The 18191-nt window shown below is 57.9% G+C and carries 14 protein-coding genes; 2 read left to right on the forward strand and 12 right to left on the reverse strand.

Annotation, left to right across the window (positions count from 1 at the left end):
• Window positions 1-217 (reverse strand): site-specific integrase (locus M727_RS38360; RefSeq protein ID WP_036264113.1); only part of this gene is annotated, 217 nt, incomplete at its 3' end.
• 629 nt (window positions 218-846) lie between these two features.
• Here M727_RS38360 and ectB point away from each other — a divergent pair.
• Together ectB and M727_RS0131280 are read left to right on the forward strand one after the other, a co-directional pair.
• Complete coding sequence (gene ectB, locus M727_RS0131275) at window positions 847-2106, forward strand: diaminobutyrate--2-oxoglutarate transaminase (RefSeq protein ID WP_027155855.1); 1260 nt, start codon at window positions 847-849, stop codon at window positions 2104-2106.
• A complete protein-coding gene (locus M727_RS0131280) occupies window positions 2096-2938 on the forward strand; it encodes a hypothetical protein (RefSeq protein WP_027155856.1) in 843 nt (280 codons plus the stop codon). Before ectB ends, M727_RS0131280 begins: the two co-directional genes overlap by 11 nt.
• A gap of 182 nt (window positions 2939-3120) precedes the next feature.
• On the opposite strand, the gene M727_RS0131285 is transcribed toward M727_RS0131280, so the two are convergent.
• The 11 genes from M727_RS0131285 to M727_RS38365 all read right to left on the reverse strand — a co-directional run.
• Window positions 3121-3966, reverse strand: a complete 846-nt coding sequence (locus tag M727_RS0131285; protein WP_084646988.1) for a LuxR family transcriptional regulator — start codon at window positions 3964-3966, stop codon at window positions 3121-3123.
• A gap of 1293 nt (window positions 3967-5259) precedes the next feature.
• Window positions 5260-6666, reverse strand: a complete 1407-nt coding sequence (locus M727_RS0131295; protein ID WP_027155859.1) for an aminotransferase — start codon at window positions 6664-6666, stop codon at window positions 5260-5262.
• Window positions 6667-6838: 172 nt separating this feature from the next.
• Window positions 6839-7324: an Lrp/AsnC family transcriptional regulator gene (locus M727_RS0131300; RefSeq protein WP_027155860.1), complete on the reverse strand. Its 486-nt coding sequence runs from the start codon at window positions 7322-7324 to the stop codon at window positions 6839-6841.
• A gap of 208 nt (window positions 7325-7532) precedes the next feature.
• Window positions 7533-9077, reverse strand: coding sequence for a fumarate hydratase (locus tag M727_RS0131305; RefSeq protein WP_027155861.1), 1545 nt, complete (start codon window positions 9075-9077; stop codon window positions 7533-7535).
• A 6-nt stretch (window positions 9078-9083) separates the two neighbouring features.
• Window positions 9084-10517, reverse strand: a complete 1434-nt coding sequence (locus M727_RS0131310; RefSeq protein ID WP_027155862.1) for an NAD-dependent succinate-semialdehyde dehydrogenase — start codon at window positions 10515-10517, stop codon at window positions 9084-9086.
• 207 nt (window positions 10518-10724) lie between these two features.
• On the reverse strand, window positions 10725-11651 hold the full coding sequence (locus M727_RS0131315; RefSeq protein WP_027155863.1) for a LysR family transcriptional regulator: 927 nt from the start codon (window positions 11649-11651) through the stop codon (window positions 10725-10727).
• A 137-nt stretch (window positions 11652-11788) separates the two neighbouring features.
• Complete coding sequence (locus M727_RS0131320) at window positions 11789-12691, reverse strand: CoA ester lyase (protein WP_027155864.1); 903 nt, start codon at window positions 12689-12691, stop codon at window positions 11789-11791.
• A gap of 136 nt (window positions 12692-12827) precedes the next feature.
• Window positions 12828-13979 carry a CaiB/BaiF CoA-transferase family protein gene (locus tag M727_RS0131325; RefSeq protein WP_027155865.1) on the reverse strand — a complete coding sequence of 384 codons (1152 nt, stop codon included), beginning with the start codon at window positions 13977-13979 and terminating at the stop codon, window positions 12828-12830.
• 16 nt (window positions 13980-13995) lie between these two features.
• On the reverse strand, window positions 13996-15249 hold the full coding sequence (locus M727_RS0131330; protein ID WP_027155866.1) for a methylaspartate ammonia-lyase: 1254 nt from the start codon (window positions 15247-15249) through the stop codon (window positions 13996-13998).
• Window positions 15250-15583: 334 nt separating this feature from the next.
• Window positions 15584-16738: a M20 aminoacylase family protein gene (locus tag M727_RS0131335; RefSeq protein WP_156941694.1), complete on the reverse strand. Its 1155-nt coding sequence runs from the start codon at window positions 16736-16738 to the stop codon at window positions 15584-15586.
• Window positions 16739-16835: 97 nt separating this feature from the next.
• Window positions 16836-18191 (reverse strand): aspartate aminotransferase family protein (locus M727_RS38365; protein ID WP_036264032.1); only part of this gene is annotated, 1356 nt, incomplete at its 5' end.

Genomic DNA, 18191 nt, shown 5'->3' on the forward strand with positions numbered 1-18191 from the left:
AAACAGTCTGGTTCAACGCGCCCCACGAGACCCTTCGGCCCACCAAGTGGGCCTGATAGGCGCGCACCTCTTCGTATCCCAGTTGATCGGGTGATCGTCCAAAAAATCGACTGAACTTCGCCACGTGATGCACGTAGGATCGCTGGGTCTCNGGTGACAAATTGCGGATCGTCAGGTCTTCAATCATCCGCTGACGCAGAGGGCTTATCTGGGCCATCTGGGGTTCTCCTGTCTGGAAAGTTGGCTCGACACCAAATCTTCTCAGACAGGGACCTCCTCAGGCCAGACCGGCGCATCAGCTACCGCGGCAGCGGTTTAGTTTAATCTGATTTGCTCAAACTTGGGAATCCAGATTCAGTCAAAAGGCGAAGCGCTCTAGGTCGGAAGCCGATCATCGAAACACTGAAACGGGTCAGTCTATCCGGAATGGACGACGCGAGCCTATGTGCAGGATACAAACGTACCTCTGGATCGCAGGAGACTACCAGCCTTAGTAGGTTGGTTGTTCGCGTTTCTACGTTAGTACAGGTCGTGAGCGCGGACACGCGTCACGCAACATGAGTTAAGTCCCGCGGAAAACGGGCGCACGTTACGGCCGCCATCACGCACAGCTCGTGCGATCTGAGAACCGCATGCTCGAGGTCATTGAACCACTTACCTGCGAAGGAGAACACCATGAGTGGAGTGATTGGCAAGGCGCCACACCGGTATTCACGAAATGAATCGCCTTGAAGGCGTGATCCGTACCCTATGGCTCGGAGATTGGCTGGAGATGTTTATCGCCGACCAAAGGCGTCTAATTGCCATCAAATTGAACGCAATGCCTACGTGCAGAGGGATCCCTAAATGAATACCGACGTTTTCGCGGCTTATGAGTCTAACGTTCGTCGCTATGGGCGGTCGTTTCCCACAGTTTTTACGAAAGCGCTTGGAGCGACAATCTGGGACGAGGCCGGTAAGCCTTATATTGATTTCCTTGTGGGATCTGGCGCCCTCAACTACGGACACAACAACGAAAAAATCGTTGCTCCGGCAATTGAATATCTTGCCGACGGGAACATTCTCTTATCGCTTGATATGTATACGGTCGCAAAGCGCGACTTCATTGAAATCTTTGTCGATTCCATTCTGAAACCAAGGGGCCTTTCGTACAAGATTCAGTTTCCTGGGCCAACCGGCACAAACGCTAACGAAGCGGCACTGGCACTGGCGCGCAAATATACCGGCCGCTCGAGCATCATGGCCTTCACAAATGCGTACCATGGCATGTCGCTGGGCTCGTTGGCGGTGTCGGGTTCGGCGTCGACCCGGGAGCTAGGCGGCGTTGCTCGCCACGATGTGATCCGGGTTCCCTATGACGGCTATCCGAACCCAACCTTCGATTCCGCGAGCTACATCGATCATGTACTGCGGGACCCGGGGAGCGGCATAGAAAAGCCCGCCGCAATCATTCTGGAGACCATCCAGGCAGAGGGCGGCATGAACACCGCGTCCACAGCCTGGCTCATCGAAATTCAGCGCATATGTCGCAGCCACGGGATCGTTTTGATCGTTGACGACATTCAGGCAGGAGCTGGGCGAACGGGCGATTTCTTCTCGTTCGAGTTCGCGAAAATCGAACCCGACATCGTGTGCCTGTCGAAGTCTCTAAGCGGTTCGGGCAGTCCGTTCTCTATCGTTCTGATTCGCCCCGAAATGGACATATGGAAGCCCGGGGAACACAGTGGAACATTCAGAGGCAACAATCTCGCCTTCGTGACTGCAGGGGCGATGTGCAAAATGTGGTCCGACAGGGAGTTTCTTGCAGGCGTCGAGCGGACAGCCGTCAAACTGCAGGCACTCCTTGATGGCCTCGTTGCGAAGTATCCGAAGTGCATTGAACGAAAACGCGGCCGCGGTCTGATGGCTGGCCTTAAGTGCCGTTCACCGGCCCTTGTCGGCCGTGTGCACGATGTCGCGTTCGAAAACGGCCTGCTGATCGAATCTTCAGGGCCAAATCGCGACGTCATCAAAGTCCTCCCACCCATAACCATCACTGATGACGAACTCCATGATGGCATCGCCATCCTCGATCAGGCAATACAGGAGCAAGCCAATGAACGCTGACCAAGTATCTCAGGCGCCAGCCATCTCGCCTCTTTCGCTCGCGGAACGGACGGGCTCGATCAGCACTGCGGAGATAATCTCGGTGCTGAAAGGTGACATCACCGGCCTGCACATCAAGCAAGCTTTCAGTAGCGAAGTGGCCGAGGAGATCACCGCGAACTTTATTCGCAATCCCGGTCTCAAAGAGCGCAAAGACGGCGTTCCCGGACAGTATGTCGGCGCTTCACATTACAGGAACGATGCAGCCACCTATTTCGCACAGGCGGAAGATGCGCGACCCTTCGTCAACGCTCTTTTTGGTACCTTGGTTGATCCGGTCCGCGGAGTATTCGACGCCCTGAAGCGCGAGCTTCACAATCAGGGCATTGAATTGCGACTGGCTCGTTCGGAGGACGGCCAAGCCAATGTTTGTCGTGCCCTGTCTTGGTCTGGCACGGGCATGTATGCCTTGGAGCCTCACGACGACGTTGCTCAAGTCGTATCTGCCGGGAGCAATTACGAGATTCCTGCGGTGGCGGACAACACCGTCGCCGCGCTCAACTTCTATGCCAGCATGCCCGAGGAAGGCGGCAATGTGCGGATATGGAGTCATAAGCCGACAGTCACTGATCGCAAGTCGCAGGGTGTGGAGACCACGGGCTATCCCTATTCGGCAGCTTATCTCGATGCCTTTCCTTGTCACGACTTCCAGCTCAAGGCCGGGGATATCGTCCTAATCGACGGCGGTTTCGTTCACGGTGTCACCCGACAATCAGGCAACGGAAAGCGTCGCCTTCTGCTGAACTGCTTCTTCGGATTTGCGCGGCCGGATCTTGTTCTCTGGTGGACCTGAAGTTGATGTTGCAGCGACTGACTGGCTTCCGCCGGCAGTTTAGGCGTCAACACCCTTTGTGACGGGAACGCCCTCCCGTCACAGACTGTCGTGCTGTTCGAAGGGCCGGCATCATTCTGCTCGTCCTGACATTTCAGATGTTGCCGGCCCGCGGGCCGCGATAGCAAAGTATCTACCGCTTTTTACAACTCAATAATTCCGAAGTTCAGGGCCTTTACAGCAGCGACCCTTCTGTTAGCGGCATCCAATTTTCGCATTACATTTTTTATGTGGAAATTGACAGTGTTGAACGATATCCCTAGTATTGTCCCTATTTCCCAAGATGACTTCCCTCTCGCCACCCATAGAATGCACTCAGTTTCTCTTATAGAAAGCTTAGGCGCCTCCTTGACATCACTCGGATTCGTGTATTTCGCGACCTTCAGATGGAATTGTACCGCGGCAAGCTGCAAATAGGGGATTGTTCTATTTTGGAGTTCGCAGGCCCAGGGTTGAGCAAAGCTCATGATCGCAAAGGTGGCATGGGGGCCGTGCAATGGAACGCTAATGCCTGACCTCAAGCCAAACGTCGCAGCCTCGTCGAAAACGCGCCGCTCGTTTTCAGTCGTGCTTGTGTCGTTATACATTTCGCTCCATCGAAAGGCGCCTGCCCGCTTTCGACACGTCTTTAAAATGGGGGCTATCCTGTCATAACCCATTTCGAAATAGCGCTTCTGCCATTCATCAGCATAATTCAGCATGACCGCCGCATCGCGTCGGACGGGCATTAAACATTTTTTGTCGGGTGTAAGAGAGTCATAGGCGATCCAGGGGAAATCAAGATTCAAGGCAAAAGCAGATAATAGCTCGAACAATTGCTCGGATTGAGCAACACCATCAGTCTGGTCGAGAAAGCGACCAAACTCGACCGCAAGCGCTCCTGTAGGGGCCTTCGGGAAATGCAGCGACGGGACCAAAGAAAACTGGTCGGACACTCTGGTTGCCAGCCCTAGAAAATGGGAGGCCGCATTCATCTGCGGGCGTTCCATAGTCTCTCCTCAGCAGCCAATTGCGGGCAGCCATTTGCGCCGGATGTTCACTGGTGCACAAAACCTGCCGGCTGTAGGGCTGCTCTTCACCGTCCTCGGCAGGCCGGCATCGCCAAAGATGCATCACATCACCCGACCCGGAAAGTGATCTTTAGTAAAGTGTAGGTTACGCTAGCTGTTCGGAAAGTTTAAAATTTTGAGACATCTCTTCAAATTCTGAAGAGTTTCAGACTGCTTATGGACGTGTGCCCAGCTGGAAATGTTTCCGACCCAGACCCTCCGATCAGTTCCTCGCGGCTGAAGACCGTCCGGGATTTCCAACGGGTGGCGCAGCAGCCTGAATTGATCGGCCCCTACACGAATTTTGGCGACCATTGCCATGGAGGCGCCGTGCCTCTCCAGATCCTCATAACGAATTTGCTTGCTCCGGATTCGTAGCTCCACCGAAAGCCGCATCAGCTCCGATCCGATTGGCGATCATTCTTATGGGAAAAGAATTGCCTTGCTCGGCGATTGCGACACCACGGCCACACATCCATTACGAACACGGAGAACACCATGCAGGGGCTTCCGCTCGCCGGTAGGCCTGCAGAGGTTCGTTCGTTCTTCTCTGCGCTCAGAACCATTTCGTCCCGCGACGCCAGAACTCCAGAAGTGCCCAACCTCCAGATCGATCTCTACCGGCTGACCGCCATAGCCAATGGAAAGCCATGACCAGGGCCGCCTGACATCAGTTTGTCGCCGCCACCTATGCGGCCAGATATTGAAAACGGCCATAACCTGTTGTCTTTGACATCGCACCGCCAGGGCGATCGGTTGATCACCTGTGCGCCTGCTGCCGCAGGGAAATCCGAAACCCTTTGGCGCTAAGGGCGGCAACAGGCGGAACGCCGGAGCTATTTCTGGGAACACTGCGGCGGGCGCGATCACGTCGACGTCTCCACCTTGGGTCGACACGGCCGCTCGACTCAGATCCGGCTGCTGCGAAATATCCGCCTGCTGATATAGGCGGCCTAGGCGATGCTGCTGCGTCGAGCTCGTTCATCGCTTCGTCGCTTGGTAGTTGCGCAAGGCGATCAACAATAATCTCGTGCAAGAGGGCCCGATTGCTGAGATGCTCCATGTTGTCGGCGAAACCAGGACGGCGCGTGAGTCCAGGCTGTTTCAGGAGGTTCGCGCAACAGTTCGCCCACTCACGATCGTTTGAACTGAAAGGATCACGTCCTATCCGTCGGCACAGTGATGTGCGCCATAGATCGATCTGAATGCTTGTATTCGCTGGCTCCGTCAGAATCACATCGCACCCTCCGCCTTCAGCGCGCGATAGGTCGTATCCACCGATTTTGCGGTCGCGTCGACTATGACGTCGATCTCCTTGCGGGTGATGATCAGTGGCGGCGCATAGCCGAGGGTATCGCTATGGGGCATGGCACGCGCGATGACGCCGTTTTCAAGCAGGGCTGCGGCGGCGCGAACGCCGACCTGAAGTTCGGGCTTGAATGGTACCCGTTCTCTTGGATTCTGCATTAGTTCCACGGCGGAAAGAATGCCGACGCCGCGAACTTCTCCGACCATGGGATGGCCTCCCAGTTCGGCTTTCATGCGAGCATGCCAGTAGGGCCCGACGTTCTGGACATGTTCCAGGATGTTTCTTTCCTTGAGCAATTGAATATTCGCGAGTGCGGCCGCAGCGCAAAGGGTGTGACCAGAATATGTCCAGCCATGGCCGAGAGGGCCATGCTTTTCCGTTCCTTCTTCCAATACCGACCAGACTCGGTCACCAACTATTGACCCAGAGATAGGGAGGTAGGCGGAGCTCAAACCCTTGGCGATGGTGACGAAGTCCGGACGCATACCATAGAGGTGGGACCCGAATTTCGCGCCGGTTCGCGCGAAGCCGCAAACGACTTCATCTGCGATTAGCAGGATATCGTACTTGTCGAGCACCCCTTGGATGGCCGTCCAGTATCCCTCTGGTGGCGGAACAATGCCACCGGTCCCAAGTACCGGCTCTCCGATAAAGGCTGCAACCGTCTCCGGGCCTTCAGCGAGGACAAGGGCTTCAAGTTCGTCGGCGCAACGCCGGGAGAAGGCTTTCTCACTTTCGCCGTCATGCGCCTGGCGATAGTAGTGCGGCGCCGTTGTATGGCGCACCAAGTCCAGAGGTAGGTCGAAGAAATCGTGAAAGAAGGGAAGGCCCGTCAGGCTTCCTGTGACCAGCCCGGATCCGTGATAGCCGCGATGTCGCGAAATGATCTTCTTCTTTTCAGGGCGGCCGAGAATGTTGTTGTAGTACCAGACCAGCTTGATATTGGTTTCGTTTGCGTCAGAGCCTGAAAGGCCGAAATAGACCTTTCGCATCTCCTGCCCGAAATATTCGACTACTGCCTCCGCCAAGAGGGCGACTGGCTCCGTGCCCTGGCTGGCATAGACATGCGCGAAAGGTAACGCGTGGGCTTGCCGGGCAATGGCGTCGGCAATCTCCGTGCATCCATATCCCATATTGACGCAGTAGAGCCCGCCGAAACCATCGAGGCTTTTTCGGCCGTCTGTATCCCAGATGTAAACGCCTTCTGCACCGGCCATGATCCGGTTCGGCGTCTCGCCGCGACTGTGCTTGGCTAAGTGCGTGGACGGATGAAAAACGAAGCTTCGATCCTTCTCGCGGAGTTGCTCGGTTCCTAGATTGATCAGGCTCATCGTCTTCTCCTTGCGATCATTCGGCGGAGAACACCTGATTAACCGCCTCTTTAGAGATAATCATATCCGCAAACACACCTCGAGTTTCGCGGGAATGCGCGTCCGTAGCCAACGAATTCACGGAATTGGCCTCAATCGCCGTCGAAACCACGCCTCCCGAAGTCGCCGATCCCTAGGCGACCAAGGGAATCGCGGAATTGGATTTGACGGGTTTCGTCACAACAAGGCTGTAGTACTGATCGATTCCCAAGCCTGCCTGCAGCAGTCCCTCCATGAGATCCTGATACGCAGCCATAGAAGGAGCTGCGACGCGCATCAGGTAGTCGATCCGTCCCCCAATAGCCCAGCAGTCCAGGATTTCCGGGATCTCTTGAATCGCGGTCTCGAAATGTCGTTGGTCCTCGAGACGGTGGCGGTTCAGCACCACTTCCACCATCACGAAGATCACGCCCCCAGTGAGGGTCGGACTCAGCCGCGCGTAATATCCTTCAATGATACCTGCAGCTTCGAGTATGCGGAGCCGCTCCGAACAAGCCGAAGCCGAAAGATGAACGCGTCTCGCAAGCTCGCTTTTCGAAATCCGACCGTCTGCCTGGACTTCCGAGAGAATCCGGATGTCCCAGGCGTCCAGGCGCACAGTGTTGGGTTTCGACTTCATGACTTTTTACTCTAACCCGCTGTCGGCGTGGAATTGATGCCCAACCAATCTATTGTTGAAATCAATTACGTCACAACGGTAGGCGGGGAGAGATTGTTCTGGAGAGTATGTTGGCTGCCGGTGAGCGGGGCAAAAGACGATCCGCTCGAACTTGTGCAGCGCTTCGATGGGCTTCGAAAGGCCGGCCCGATTGCATAGCCGCAAAGATTTACAGGCCGATGTTGCGCGCAATACTGTCGGCCGCCATGCGCTTACGCCACTCAACAGGTCCGGAATTGTGAATGGAGTTTCCCTCAACATCGACAGCCATGATGACCGGCATGTCCTTCACATCGAATTCATGGATGGCTTCCATGCCTAGGTCCTCGAAGGCAACGGGCCGCGCCGACTTGATCGATTTTGAAATCAGGTATGCAGCGCCACCCACAGCGATCAGATACGGCGTCTTGTGTCTAACAATCGACTCGATGGCTGCCGGTCCTCTCTCCGCCTTACCGACCATGGCGAACAGCCCGGTTTCGGCGAGCATCTTTTCAGTGAACCCGTCCATGCGGCTGGAGGTGGTCGGGCCAGCCGGCCCAACCACCTCATCCCTCACCGCGCGGACTGGTCCGACGTAGTAGATCACGCGTCCTCGCAGATCAACCGGGAGCGGCTCGCCGGCATCGATCAGGTCGACCATTCGCTTGTGGGCAGCGTCACGGCCCGTCAGCATCTTTCCGGACAGAAGAAGGGTTTCCCCGCAGCGCCACGATGCCGTCTCTTCCTTCGTAAGCGCATGGAGGTTGACCCGCCGGACGCCGGCTGGCTTCAATTCCTCGATCCCAATCTCTGGCCATTCGCGCAAATCGGGCGGCTCAAGCCTGACCGGTCCAGAGCCGTCCAAATTAAACTTCAGGTGCCGGTTGGCGGCGCATTGCGGAATTAGCGCCACGGGCTTGGACGCCACATGGGTAGGATAGGTTGCAACCTTGACGTCTACGACTGTGGTCAGGCCACCAAGGCCCTGGGCGCCGATGCCCAGCGCGTTAATCCGTTCATACAGCTCAATCCGCAGTGCCTCCTCAGCGCTTGACGGCCCTCTGGCGATCAGTTCTGACATGTCAATGGGCTCGTTCATGGCCTCCTTGGCCAGCAGCATCGCCTTTTCAGCACTACCACCGATGCCAACCGAGATCAGGCCGGGCGGGCACCATCCGCTGCCAAGGGTCGAAACGGTGTTGACCACCCAGTCGGCAACGGACGCGCTGGGGTTCAGGGTGGTGAAACGCGCCTTGTTTTCCGACCCGCCCCCTTTTGCGGCAATGGTGATCTCAATCTGATTGCCGGGCACAAGGTCGATGTGGATGACCGCCGGCGTGTTGTCACGAGTGTTGACCCTTCCGGCGAGCGGATCCGCCACAATCGATGCCCGAAGGGGATTGTCGGGGTCGAGATATGCCCGACGGACGCCCTCATTCACGAGGTCCGCGAAACTGGCCGTTGATTTGATGCGGGCGCCCATGCCAATCTTTGCGAAGATCACCACGAGGCCGGTGTCCTGGCAGATCGGGCGTCGCCCGAAGGCCGCCATGCGGGAGTTCAGCAGAATCTGCCCGATGGCGTTCTTCGCCGACGGACTCTGTTCGCGCACGTAAGCCTGCGAAAGGTATCGGATATAGTCCGGGGGATGGTAGTACGAGATGTATTGAAGGGCGTCTGCAACGCTCCTTGTGATGTCCTTGCCGGCGATGTTCCGTGTGATGTTATTCACGAAATTTCATCCGAATGACCCAAGCCCGTTGACCATTTTCAGGTTTTGGAAGCTCCGCACCCCCTGCTCGCCCCCTTCATATCCATAGCCACTCTGTTTGACGCCTCCATAAGGCGCATCTGCGGAAACCCCTTTCAGGTAATTCACACTGACCGCGCCCGCCGAAAGGCCGTTGATCAGCTTCTGTTTCACATCGGCGGCGGCGGTAAAGAAGTAGGCGGCTAGGCCGTACTCGGTGGCGTTGGCTTCTTCGATCGCCTCTTCGATCGTGTCGAACGGCGCCACAGTGAGGATCGGCCCGAACGGCTCCTCATGAAGCACTTTCGCATCCTTTCGCACCCCTGTCAGGATGGTTGGCGGCCAGTAAAAGCCCGTCCGGTCGAGGCGGGTGCCACCTGTCTCGATGCGTGCGCCGCGATCGACCGCATCTTTGATCAGACGCTGCATGGCCTCGATTCGCCGCACGTTTGCCATCGGTCCCATCTCCGTCGCCGGTTCGTTCGGTGGGCCGATCTTGATCTTGCTGGCGGCTTCAGTCACCTGGGTCAGGAATTCCTCATAAAGAGCCTGCGCGACGAGGATTCTGCTGGGCGCATTGCAACTCTGGCCCGCGCACTCGAACTTGTAATCTGAGATTGCCGGTATGGCCTTTGCCAGGTCGGCATCCTCACATATTATGACCGGGGAATGCCCACCGAGTTCAAGGATGCACCGCTGCAAGTTATTCGCGGCGAGCTTTGCCAGCTGTTTTCCAACCGCCGTTGAGCCCGTGAAAGTCAAGACCTTCACGATCGGCGAACTGAGAAGATGTCGGGATATTAGCACCGGCACACCAAAGACGAGATTGACCACGCCGTCCGGGAGACCCGCTTGGCGCAAGGCTTCGACCATATGGACAGCCGCGCTTGGCGTCTCTTCAGCCCCTTTTAGGATCACCGGGCAGCCTGCTGCCAACGCAGGAGCGAGCTTGCGGGCGAGAAGTACGGCGGGATAGTTCCAAGGTGTAAAGGCAGCAACGACACCGAGAGGCTCCGGCACAATCATCCGGTTCGAGCCCAACGGGATCGGGGCCGACAACTCTTCGGCGTGCCTGCCGTTCCACTCCAGCGTTTCGACAGCGCGTGCATACTCACCCGTCGCTTCGGCAATCGTCTTTCCCTGTTCGGCCGACAGGTCCCTGGCTGCGGCTTCGACCTTCGCTGCCAAGATCCTGGCTGCTGCTACGAGGATCTCGCCACGATCTTTTGCAGGCCATGAGGACCAAGCCGGGCGGCTCCGCTCTGCCGAAGCGAGGGCCTCATCCATATCCGGCACCGACGCTGAGGCCACGGAGGCAAATACCTTCTCCGTCGCCGGATTGATCACCGGCAGAGTGGTTCCATCACTACCGGCTCGCCACATGCCGTTAATGAAAAGCTCGTAGCTGGTGCCGTGGGACATCGCGTGCTCCAGGTGTGTGACTTCTTGCCATACGAGCGGCGTTCGAAACCAAATCGCTATGCTCGTTTGAGCCGATTTTCATCGCGATGGTCGCGGCGGGTCAAATATGGAATATTGCCGAGTTCCATCTGGAATCCAGATCGGAATAGCCCTCTGACTGGCCGCTGAAATTAGAAATGGCCGATTCCCATATGGGTGACGGGAGTATCAGCCCGCGTCCGGAGCCGTGGCTGACCAGTGCCGGTTCTCTATCAGTGTCCTGGCGACCTTGGGGATAAGTTTGCGAACCGCGGAGACGGCCGGAGAACGCTCATCTTTCGGGTTTACCGCAAGCACGACGGAACGGGTAATCACCGGATCCACGATTTTTACCGTCCGGACCAGTCCCTGAGCGGCTTCTTTCTGAACGGCCGACGGGGCGAGAATAGAATGTGCCTTTCCCTCTATGACCATGTTGATGATGGTCGAGAGGGAGTCCACTTCAAACCTGACATCCAGCATACAACCGTGCTGTGCAACGACATCAGCCACTGAACGTCTGACATTGTTATTTCGCATAGGAACCGCCAGCGGGAACGCGTGCAGGTCCGCAAGACATACCGAGTCTTCGAAAGGCGGTTCATCGGTCGGCGCCACCAGAGAAAGCTCTTCACGCGCCAGGACCGTCATTCGCCCAACACTGTCTTCGGTGCGGTAGAGAACCGCCAGATTGAAGCGTCCGGCTGCCATCCACTCCTCCAGCGGTCCCGTCATACCCTCGATCATCTTGAGGGAGACCCTCGGTAGTTCGTTCCTTATCGACTCAAGCAGTGGACCGCTGAGGACACGAGCGGCTCCGGACGGAATGCCAATAGTCACCTCTCCGGAGGGAGAGGTGACCGTATTGGTCAGTTCCGCCTCGGTGAGCTGGATTTCCTTAAGAATCCTCCGCGCCCGCTCAAGCAGCTTGGCTCCGGACGCCGTCACGCTGATGCCGGTTCTGTCGCGTACCAGCAGCTGAGTGCCGAAGCGTTCCTCCAGTTGACGCACATGCAGGCTAAGGGCGCTTTGAGCGATGTGGAGGAGCGCAGATGCCTTCGTAAAACTGCCTGCCTCCACTACGCCGACAAAATATTTTAACTGCCTGATTTCCACGGCTTAATGAACCTAACTGAGGCATGCTCCCAGGCTCGTCATACCTATCGCGAAACGAGATGGTGAGCAAGCTGCAATATCGCCGAGTTCGCCGGAACAATAGGCACTCCTTCCCGTCCGTTGACTAGAGGCACAGGTCAGTCACTGCCGGCGAGGGCCAGGATTTCGTGAGCGCGCCGCACCACCGGCGGGTCGATCATTTTGCCATCGATCGCGAAGGCCCACAGACCCCGTCCTGCGGCATCCTTTTGCGCCGCAACGACACGGCGCGCCCATTCGATCTCCCCTGTGCCTGGCGAGAAAGCATGGTTCAAGATCGCCACCTGTACCGGATGGATGGCCAGCGCGCCGGCGAAGCCAAGCCGTCGAGCATACATCGTAGCTTCACGAAGTTTGCTGATGTCCGAGAACTCGCCGATACTTCCTATGAAGCCCAGAGGCACCAATCCGGCCGCACGGGCAGCATACAGCACGGCAAGGTTTGGCGCCAGGAGCAGGTCAAATTCCGGGGTGCCGCCGACAGCGGCACTGAAATCTTCAGGACCGAGCGCCATTGCGACCATCCGTGGATGGGCAGACGCAATCGCCGCCAGTCTTTGCAATGCGGCCGGGGTCTCGATCTGGGCAAGGAATCGGATACGCCCCGGGACAAGATTTCTCTCGTGTTCAAGTTCCGTTATCGCATTTGCGACCTCTAAAACCCACTCCGCCGAATCCACCTTGGGGAGAACAAGTGCGTCAACACCCGCCGCGACAGCTACATCGAGATCGGCGGCCAAGGCGCGCAGGCCACGGTTCACGCGGACCAAAACCGACGCGCCTTTGCGACCCACCTTTCTCACGCATTCAGGAAGTTGCCGCCGTGCCTCGTCTTTCCGGTCCTGCGGGACCGAGTCCTCTAGGTCGAGTATGACGCCATCTGCACCGCGCTCATGAGCCTTCTCCACGAACCGGGGGACGTGGGCGGGGACGAAGAGCAGGGATCTCCAGCGGGGAACTGAGGTTGCGCTACGGACGGCTGGAATGGTGTCCCTCCCCATGGAGATTCTCCTACTGTCGATTTAAAGTGAGTGCGGTGGCGATTGCCTTTCTTGACGGCCAGTTGGACGGCTAAGCCGGCGGCAGCGATGGATTCCTAAGTCGTGAGCGCTTCACCGCTCATGGGCTATGGCGCGTTCATGCGGACGCGGCGTTTAGGCGTAAACGCGCTTGGACCTCCTCGCGAACAGCCTCCGTGTGGGCGCCAAGAGCAGGGACGGGACGCAGCGAATGCCCCGCGGAGTTGAAAACGGCCGCCGGCGCTATGACCTCGACATCTCCTTCAGGTGTGCCGACCTGCACCCTTCGGACATGTGGATGTTGAGAAACATCCGCCACTTCGTTCAGTCGGCCATATGCCAGACCGGCCATCTCAAGCTCGCGCATCGCCTCCTCGCTGGAAAGCTCGGAGAAACGCCTTTGTATAATTTCATCAAGGCGAGCACGGGTACCAAGCCGCTCCATGTTGTTCGCAAAACCAGGCGCGCGCGTGAGTTTGGGCTGCTTGAGAAACTTCGCGCATAAGTTCACCCATTCCCGGTCATTCTGCACCGAGAAGATGACGTCTTTGCCGTCGGCGCAACGGTAGGCTCCATAAGGAGCCAACGACGGGTGAGTCACGCCGGCACGCACAGTCCGGTAGCTGCTATAGTCGTGCTGCAGAACCGGTACGTTCATCCAGTCGGCGACGGCGTCAAACAGCGAGACTTGTATGCCGGCCCCTTCGCCTGTCCGCTCCCTGTGGAACAGTGCCTGGAGGATGGCGCTATGCGCCGTCATGCCTGCCGAGATGTCGCAAACCGATACCCCTACCCGGGCCGGCCCCTGTTGGGTACCGGTAATCGCGCACAGACCTGTTTCGGCCTGGACGATGAGATCGTAAGCCTTCAGGTGGGAAAACGGGCCCCTCTCCCCGAAACCGGAGATGTCGCAGGTGATCAGCCGCGGAAAGCGTCGGCGGAGATCCGCAGATCCGAAACCCAGCTTTTCGATGCTGCCCGGCTTGAGGTTCTGGATATAGACGTCAGCAGCGGCGACGAGCGATTCCAGGATGGCACGGTCCGCTTCCAACCTCAAGTCGAGGCAGACCGACTCCTTTCCGCGATTAAGCCAGACGAAATAAGCGCTTTGCCCCCGCACCAACTTATCGTAGTTTCGGGCAAAGTCCCCCTCGGGCCTCTCAACCTTGATCACCCGGGCGCCTGCGTCGGCAAGGCGAGACGAGGCGTAAGGCGCAGCAACGGCCTGCTCCACGGCAACGACGGTGATCCCTTCGAGGTGGTTCTGCATAGCGATACCGCGCTTTTCATCCAACGTTTTCGTTTTGAGCCCGACGACGGTTCAGTATCGCCAGCAACCGGCTCTGTTCATTCCCAACAATTGAGAATGCCTCGTCAACACCCATTCCGGGCTTTGCAAGCATCATATCGGCCTGGGTTGCTACAGATACATGGACCGAAGCCTGGGCGGAGAGATCTGTCTCGGTGCAGCTTCCTCCAACATAAGCCCCCACCTGGTTCTCCTTGCAGAATAGAACGGCGCGCGCCGTATCGGCTATTGAGCCGACATCAGGCGTCTTGATTTGAATGAGATGCGCTGCCTTTGCTTCGGCAAAGAGCCGAATATCTTCGAGCGTGTTGCAGCGCTCGTCCACGACAATACGAGCGCTGGAACCCCGGTCATTCAGAATCGATACAATCCGGGCGTAGTTATCAATTTGGGCCTGAGTCGAACCGAAGTCCGCCGGGCACTCAATGTTGACCGTGAAATCCGGAACACTATCGGCGACCTTGCAGATGAAGTCGGCAACCCGTTGTGTCTCCAAGCCGATTTCCAGTCCGATCCAGCCGTAGACATCGAAATGCAGCACCGGCTGATAGCCCGGGCGGCCGATTTCGCGGGTGCGCGCTGCAACCCACTTCACGAACTCCATAAAGGTCTGGCCGGCGACTCCGAATTTCTGCCATGAGTTGATGAGGCCATGGGGAAGCACATCCACGCCCTTCAGTATCATCTTGTCCACGTTGATTTCGCGAGCATCGCCGCTCTGGCAGTAAATCGGCACCCTGAGCGTTGGCAGCGGTAAGCCGAATTCGGCGCAGACGACCTCTGCCATTGTCCTGCGCTGGAGGTAGGCCGTGGCCCGAAGCAGCGCCTGGCTAACACCGTACTCGAGCGCAAGGGGTAATCGCTTATCCTCGAGGGGCTCAAACGCATCGGCGCAGGCATCAATATAGCGGGACGCGTCGACGTCAAGAAGCCGCGGCGTTACGACCCGCGACATCAAATCCGAGATTTTTGCGGTATCGAACAGAGCATCCCGTCCGGCAGCACCAGAATACTGAACGTTCATCATGTCGCCCCAAACGACTGCGTCGTCGGCAAGCACAAGCCCGACGCTCAGCGACGACGCCGGAACGCGGATGGACGTGAGCCCAGGCGTTGTGGGTTCGCCGACATAGATGAAGCCGTCCTGCGGTGCGCCGGCCCTGATAGCGGCTTGGTCATCATAGAAAAATGCCCCATTGCCGGCAGCGAGGAGGACGTCTTTAATCTGCACTTCGGTTCGCTCGATTTTTCGGATGGCAACTGACGGATTCTGTTCGATCCAGCTGCCCGCCACTATGCGCAAGTGGCGTTCAGTTCGCCAATATAATGTCAGGGGTGGTGCCATCGCGTTTTCAGATGGCTAGCGCGGCCTTAAAGGGCCGCCCCTCGATTGAACGCATCACTGACGGTCACAACGATGCCGGAGGCTTGGTCGTCGGCGCCGGTGGAACCAAGAAGTGAAATTCGTATGTCAGACCACGCAATATTACCGCGTAAAAATCTCCCATAAAAGCCGACGTAGCCATGCCCAACCGTGGATCATTCCATTTTAATAGCACAAGAATCTAATTCCGTTCTCTGGTCATGAGATCGATCCATAATGCGATGCCGACCGGTATGGCGTCGTCATTGAAATCGTATGCTGGATGATGGAGGGGTGCGGTCATGCCGTTGCCCATGAAGATGAAGGCGCCGGGCCGGGCTTGCAGCATGTAGGAAAAATCCTCCGCACCCATTACAGGCGTCATTTCGCGCTGCACCGCGGGATCGCCAACCACGCGTGCGGCGGCGTCCCCCAGGAACCGGGCCTGGACGGGGTGATTGACTGTCGGCGGATAGCCACGGCGATAGTCGAGTTCGGCCGCGGCCCCAAACGCCGTTGCGACGGAGCTGGCGATCGCCCGGATCCGGCTTTCGACCTGGTCGCGACTGGCGTTTGATAAGGTGCGGACCGTGCCCTTAAGCGCGACCTCTGACGGGATGACGTTATAGGCATCGCCGGCGTGGATGGACGTGATTGAGAGCACAACGGGGTCGACGGGGTCGACGTTCCGTGAGACGATCGTCTGCAGTGCACTGACAAGGTAGGTGGCGATCGGAATCGGATCGATGGTTTCGTGCGGCCAGGCCGCGTGTCCGCCTTTGCCAAGGATCTTGATGTCGAAGCGGTCGGATGCGGCGAGCATGACGCCGCGCGACAGGGCGAAGGTGCCGATGTCCATGCCCGGCAGGTTATGAAGAGCATAAACCTCTTCGATGCCGAAGCGTTCGAAGAGGCCGTCCTCGGCCATTACCTTGGCGCCGCCGCCTCCCTCCTCCGCGGGCTGGAAAATTGCGATCAAGGTGCCGGGAAAGGCGCGCGTCGCGGCAAAATGTTTCACGGCGCCAAGCAGGATCGCCGTATGCCCATCATGCCCACAGGCATGCATTTTTCCCTCACTGCTCGAGGCGTAGGGCAGGCCCGTCGCCTCAAGGATTGGCAGAGCATCCATGTCAGCACGAATGCCGATGGTGCGACAGGCGGGGGCTGTTTTGCCCCGGATCACCGCAACGACACCGCTTCGGCCGATGCCGGTTGCGACCTCGTCACACCCGAAGCTGCAGAGGAGGTCGGCGACGCGTGCGGCTGTGCGGTCGACATCAAACAGAAGCTCAGGATAGCGATGGAAATCGCGGCGCCAGGCCGCCGCTTCCGCTATAAGGTTCTTGTCCAGCGTCATGCTGACCATTCCTGCCTGTGCGGGAGAGGGAGGGGCTCCCGCATGCCAAAGCCACCCCACTGGGATTGTGCCTGCTTAAAATGGATGCGCCTCCGGCTCATCGATTTTCGCTTTCGAAAATCCGGAACGTCTCTGTAAGAAGCTCCATGAAGAGGTCGATTTCCGGCTCGGTTATGATGAGCGGCGGGGCCGCCATAAACCATTCGCCGAACTTTCCGTTTGCGGCGCGGCGCGAATAGATGTGCAGGCCGAGATCGCGGGCGATCTCCGAGATGCGGTAGGACGCCTGCCTAGCAGCGGAGAAAATTGCCTTGGTGGCTTTGTCTTCGACGATTTCCACGGCGTTCAAAAGCCCCATGCCGCGCACATCGCCAATAGTGGTGCTCGTATTCTTCAACGCGTTTAGCTTCTGACGAAAGAGGGCACCCATGCGTTCGGCATTTTCCATCAAATTCCGTGTCACCAGCTCAGTGAGAACCGCAACTCCGATGGCTGAGGATAGGGGATTTCCGGAATAGGTGTGGCCGTGCAAGAAGCCGCCAGATTCAACGACCTTGTCGACAATCCTGTTGGGGGCAATCATGGCGCCAAGCGGCGTGTAGCCGGCGCTCAAACCCTTGGCGCAGACGACAAGGTCGGGCAAGGCGTCTGGCCAGTGATGGGCGGCCAAAAAGGTTCCTGTCCGGCCGGCGCCACACATAACCTCATCAAAGATCAGCAGAACGCCGTAACGATCGCAAATCTTCCGGACCTTGGTATAGTAATGGTCCGGCGCGACCAAGGCGCCGGTGGCGACGCCGCCGACCGGTTCCATGATGAACGCAAGTACCGTGTCCTCACCTTCCGCGAGAATCTGTCTTTCGAGCTCGTCTGCGCAATGGTCGGCATAGGGTTCGACGTCGAACCCTTCGGGGACGCGGTAGCTCAATGGTGCCGGGACCTTAGGCATTATCCGCATAATCGGGCCGAATATTTGGTCCCGATCCGGATCGCCGGTGACGGCGGCGGCGCCGAGAGTCGAGCCGTGATAGCCTGGCATCCGCGCCAGGACCTTCGAGCGTTTCGGCTGGCCCGTAACGACGGCGTATTGGCGTGCGAGCTTGAGGGCAGATTCGACGGCTTCCGAGCCGCCGGAGACTAGGAAGGTTTGATCGAATCCGGGGCCCGCGAGGTCTGAGACCATCTTGCAGAGCGTTTCGGTCGCCTCGCTGGTGAATGCCGTACGGACAACATAGCTAAAGCGCTTGGCCTGTTCGATCATGGCCTCGCGTACGCGCTCGTTGCCATGGCCGATATTGGCAGCGACCGCGCCGGACGAACCGTCGAGATAGCGCTTGCCGTTGGTATCCCAGAAGAAGATCCCCTCGGCATGCGAGATCGTGGGCGTCACGATGACGCCGCGCCCGGCGTAGAACGCTCCTCCGAAAGATGGCTTTTGAACAGGCTTGGGCTG

It is taken from the genome of Mesorhizobium sp. WSM2561, assembly GCF_000513915.1.
Classification (GTDB): domain Bacteria; phylum Pseudomonadota; class Alphaproteobacteria; order Rhizobiales; family Rhizobiaceae; genus Mesorhizobium; species Mesorhizobium muleiense.

What these genes read in the sequence shown, in the direction of transcription:
- M727_RS0131295 (WP_027155859.1), bottom strand. Translation starts at nt 6,666, where the DNA reads ATGAGCCTGATCAATCTAGGAACCGAGCAACTCCGCGAGAAGGATCGA.
- M727_RS0131310 (WP_027155862.1), bottom strand. Translation starts at nt 10,517, where the DNA reads ATGTCCCACGGCACCAGCTACGAGCTTTTCATTAACGGCATGTGGCGA.
- M727_RS0131300 (WP_027155860.1), bottom strand. Translation starts at nt 7,324, where the DNA reads ATGAAGTCGAAACCCAACACTGTGCGCCTGGACGCCTGGGACATCCGG.
- ectB (WP_027155855.1), top strand. Translation starts at nt 847, where the DNA reads ATGAATACCGACGTTTTCGCGGCTTATGAGTCTAACGTTCGTCGCTAT.
- M727_RS0131325 (WP_027155865.1), bottom strand. Translation starts at nt 13,979, where the DNA reads ATGCAGAACCACCTCGAAGGGATCACCGTCGTTGCCGTGGAGCAGGCC.
- M727_RS0131280 (WP_027155856.1), top strand. Translation starts at nt 2,096, where the DNA reads ATGAACGCTGACCAAGTATCTCAGGCGCCAGCCATCTCGCCTCTTTCG.
- M727_RS0131285 (WP_084646988.1), bottom strand. Translation starts at nt 3,966, where the DNA reads ATGGAACGCCCGCAGATGAATGCGGCCTCCCATTTTCTAGGGCTGGCA.
- M727_RS0131320 (WP_027155864.1), bottom strand. Translation starts at nt 12,691, where the DNA reads ATGGGGAGGGACACCATTCCAGCCGTCCGTAGCGCAACCTCAGTTCCC.
- M727_RS0131335 (WP_156941694.1), bottom strand. Translation starts at nt 16,738, where the DNA reads ATGACGCTGGACAAGAACCTTATAGCGGAAGCGGCGGCCTGGCGCCGC.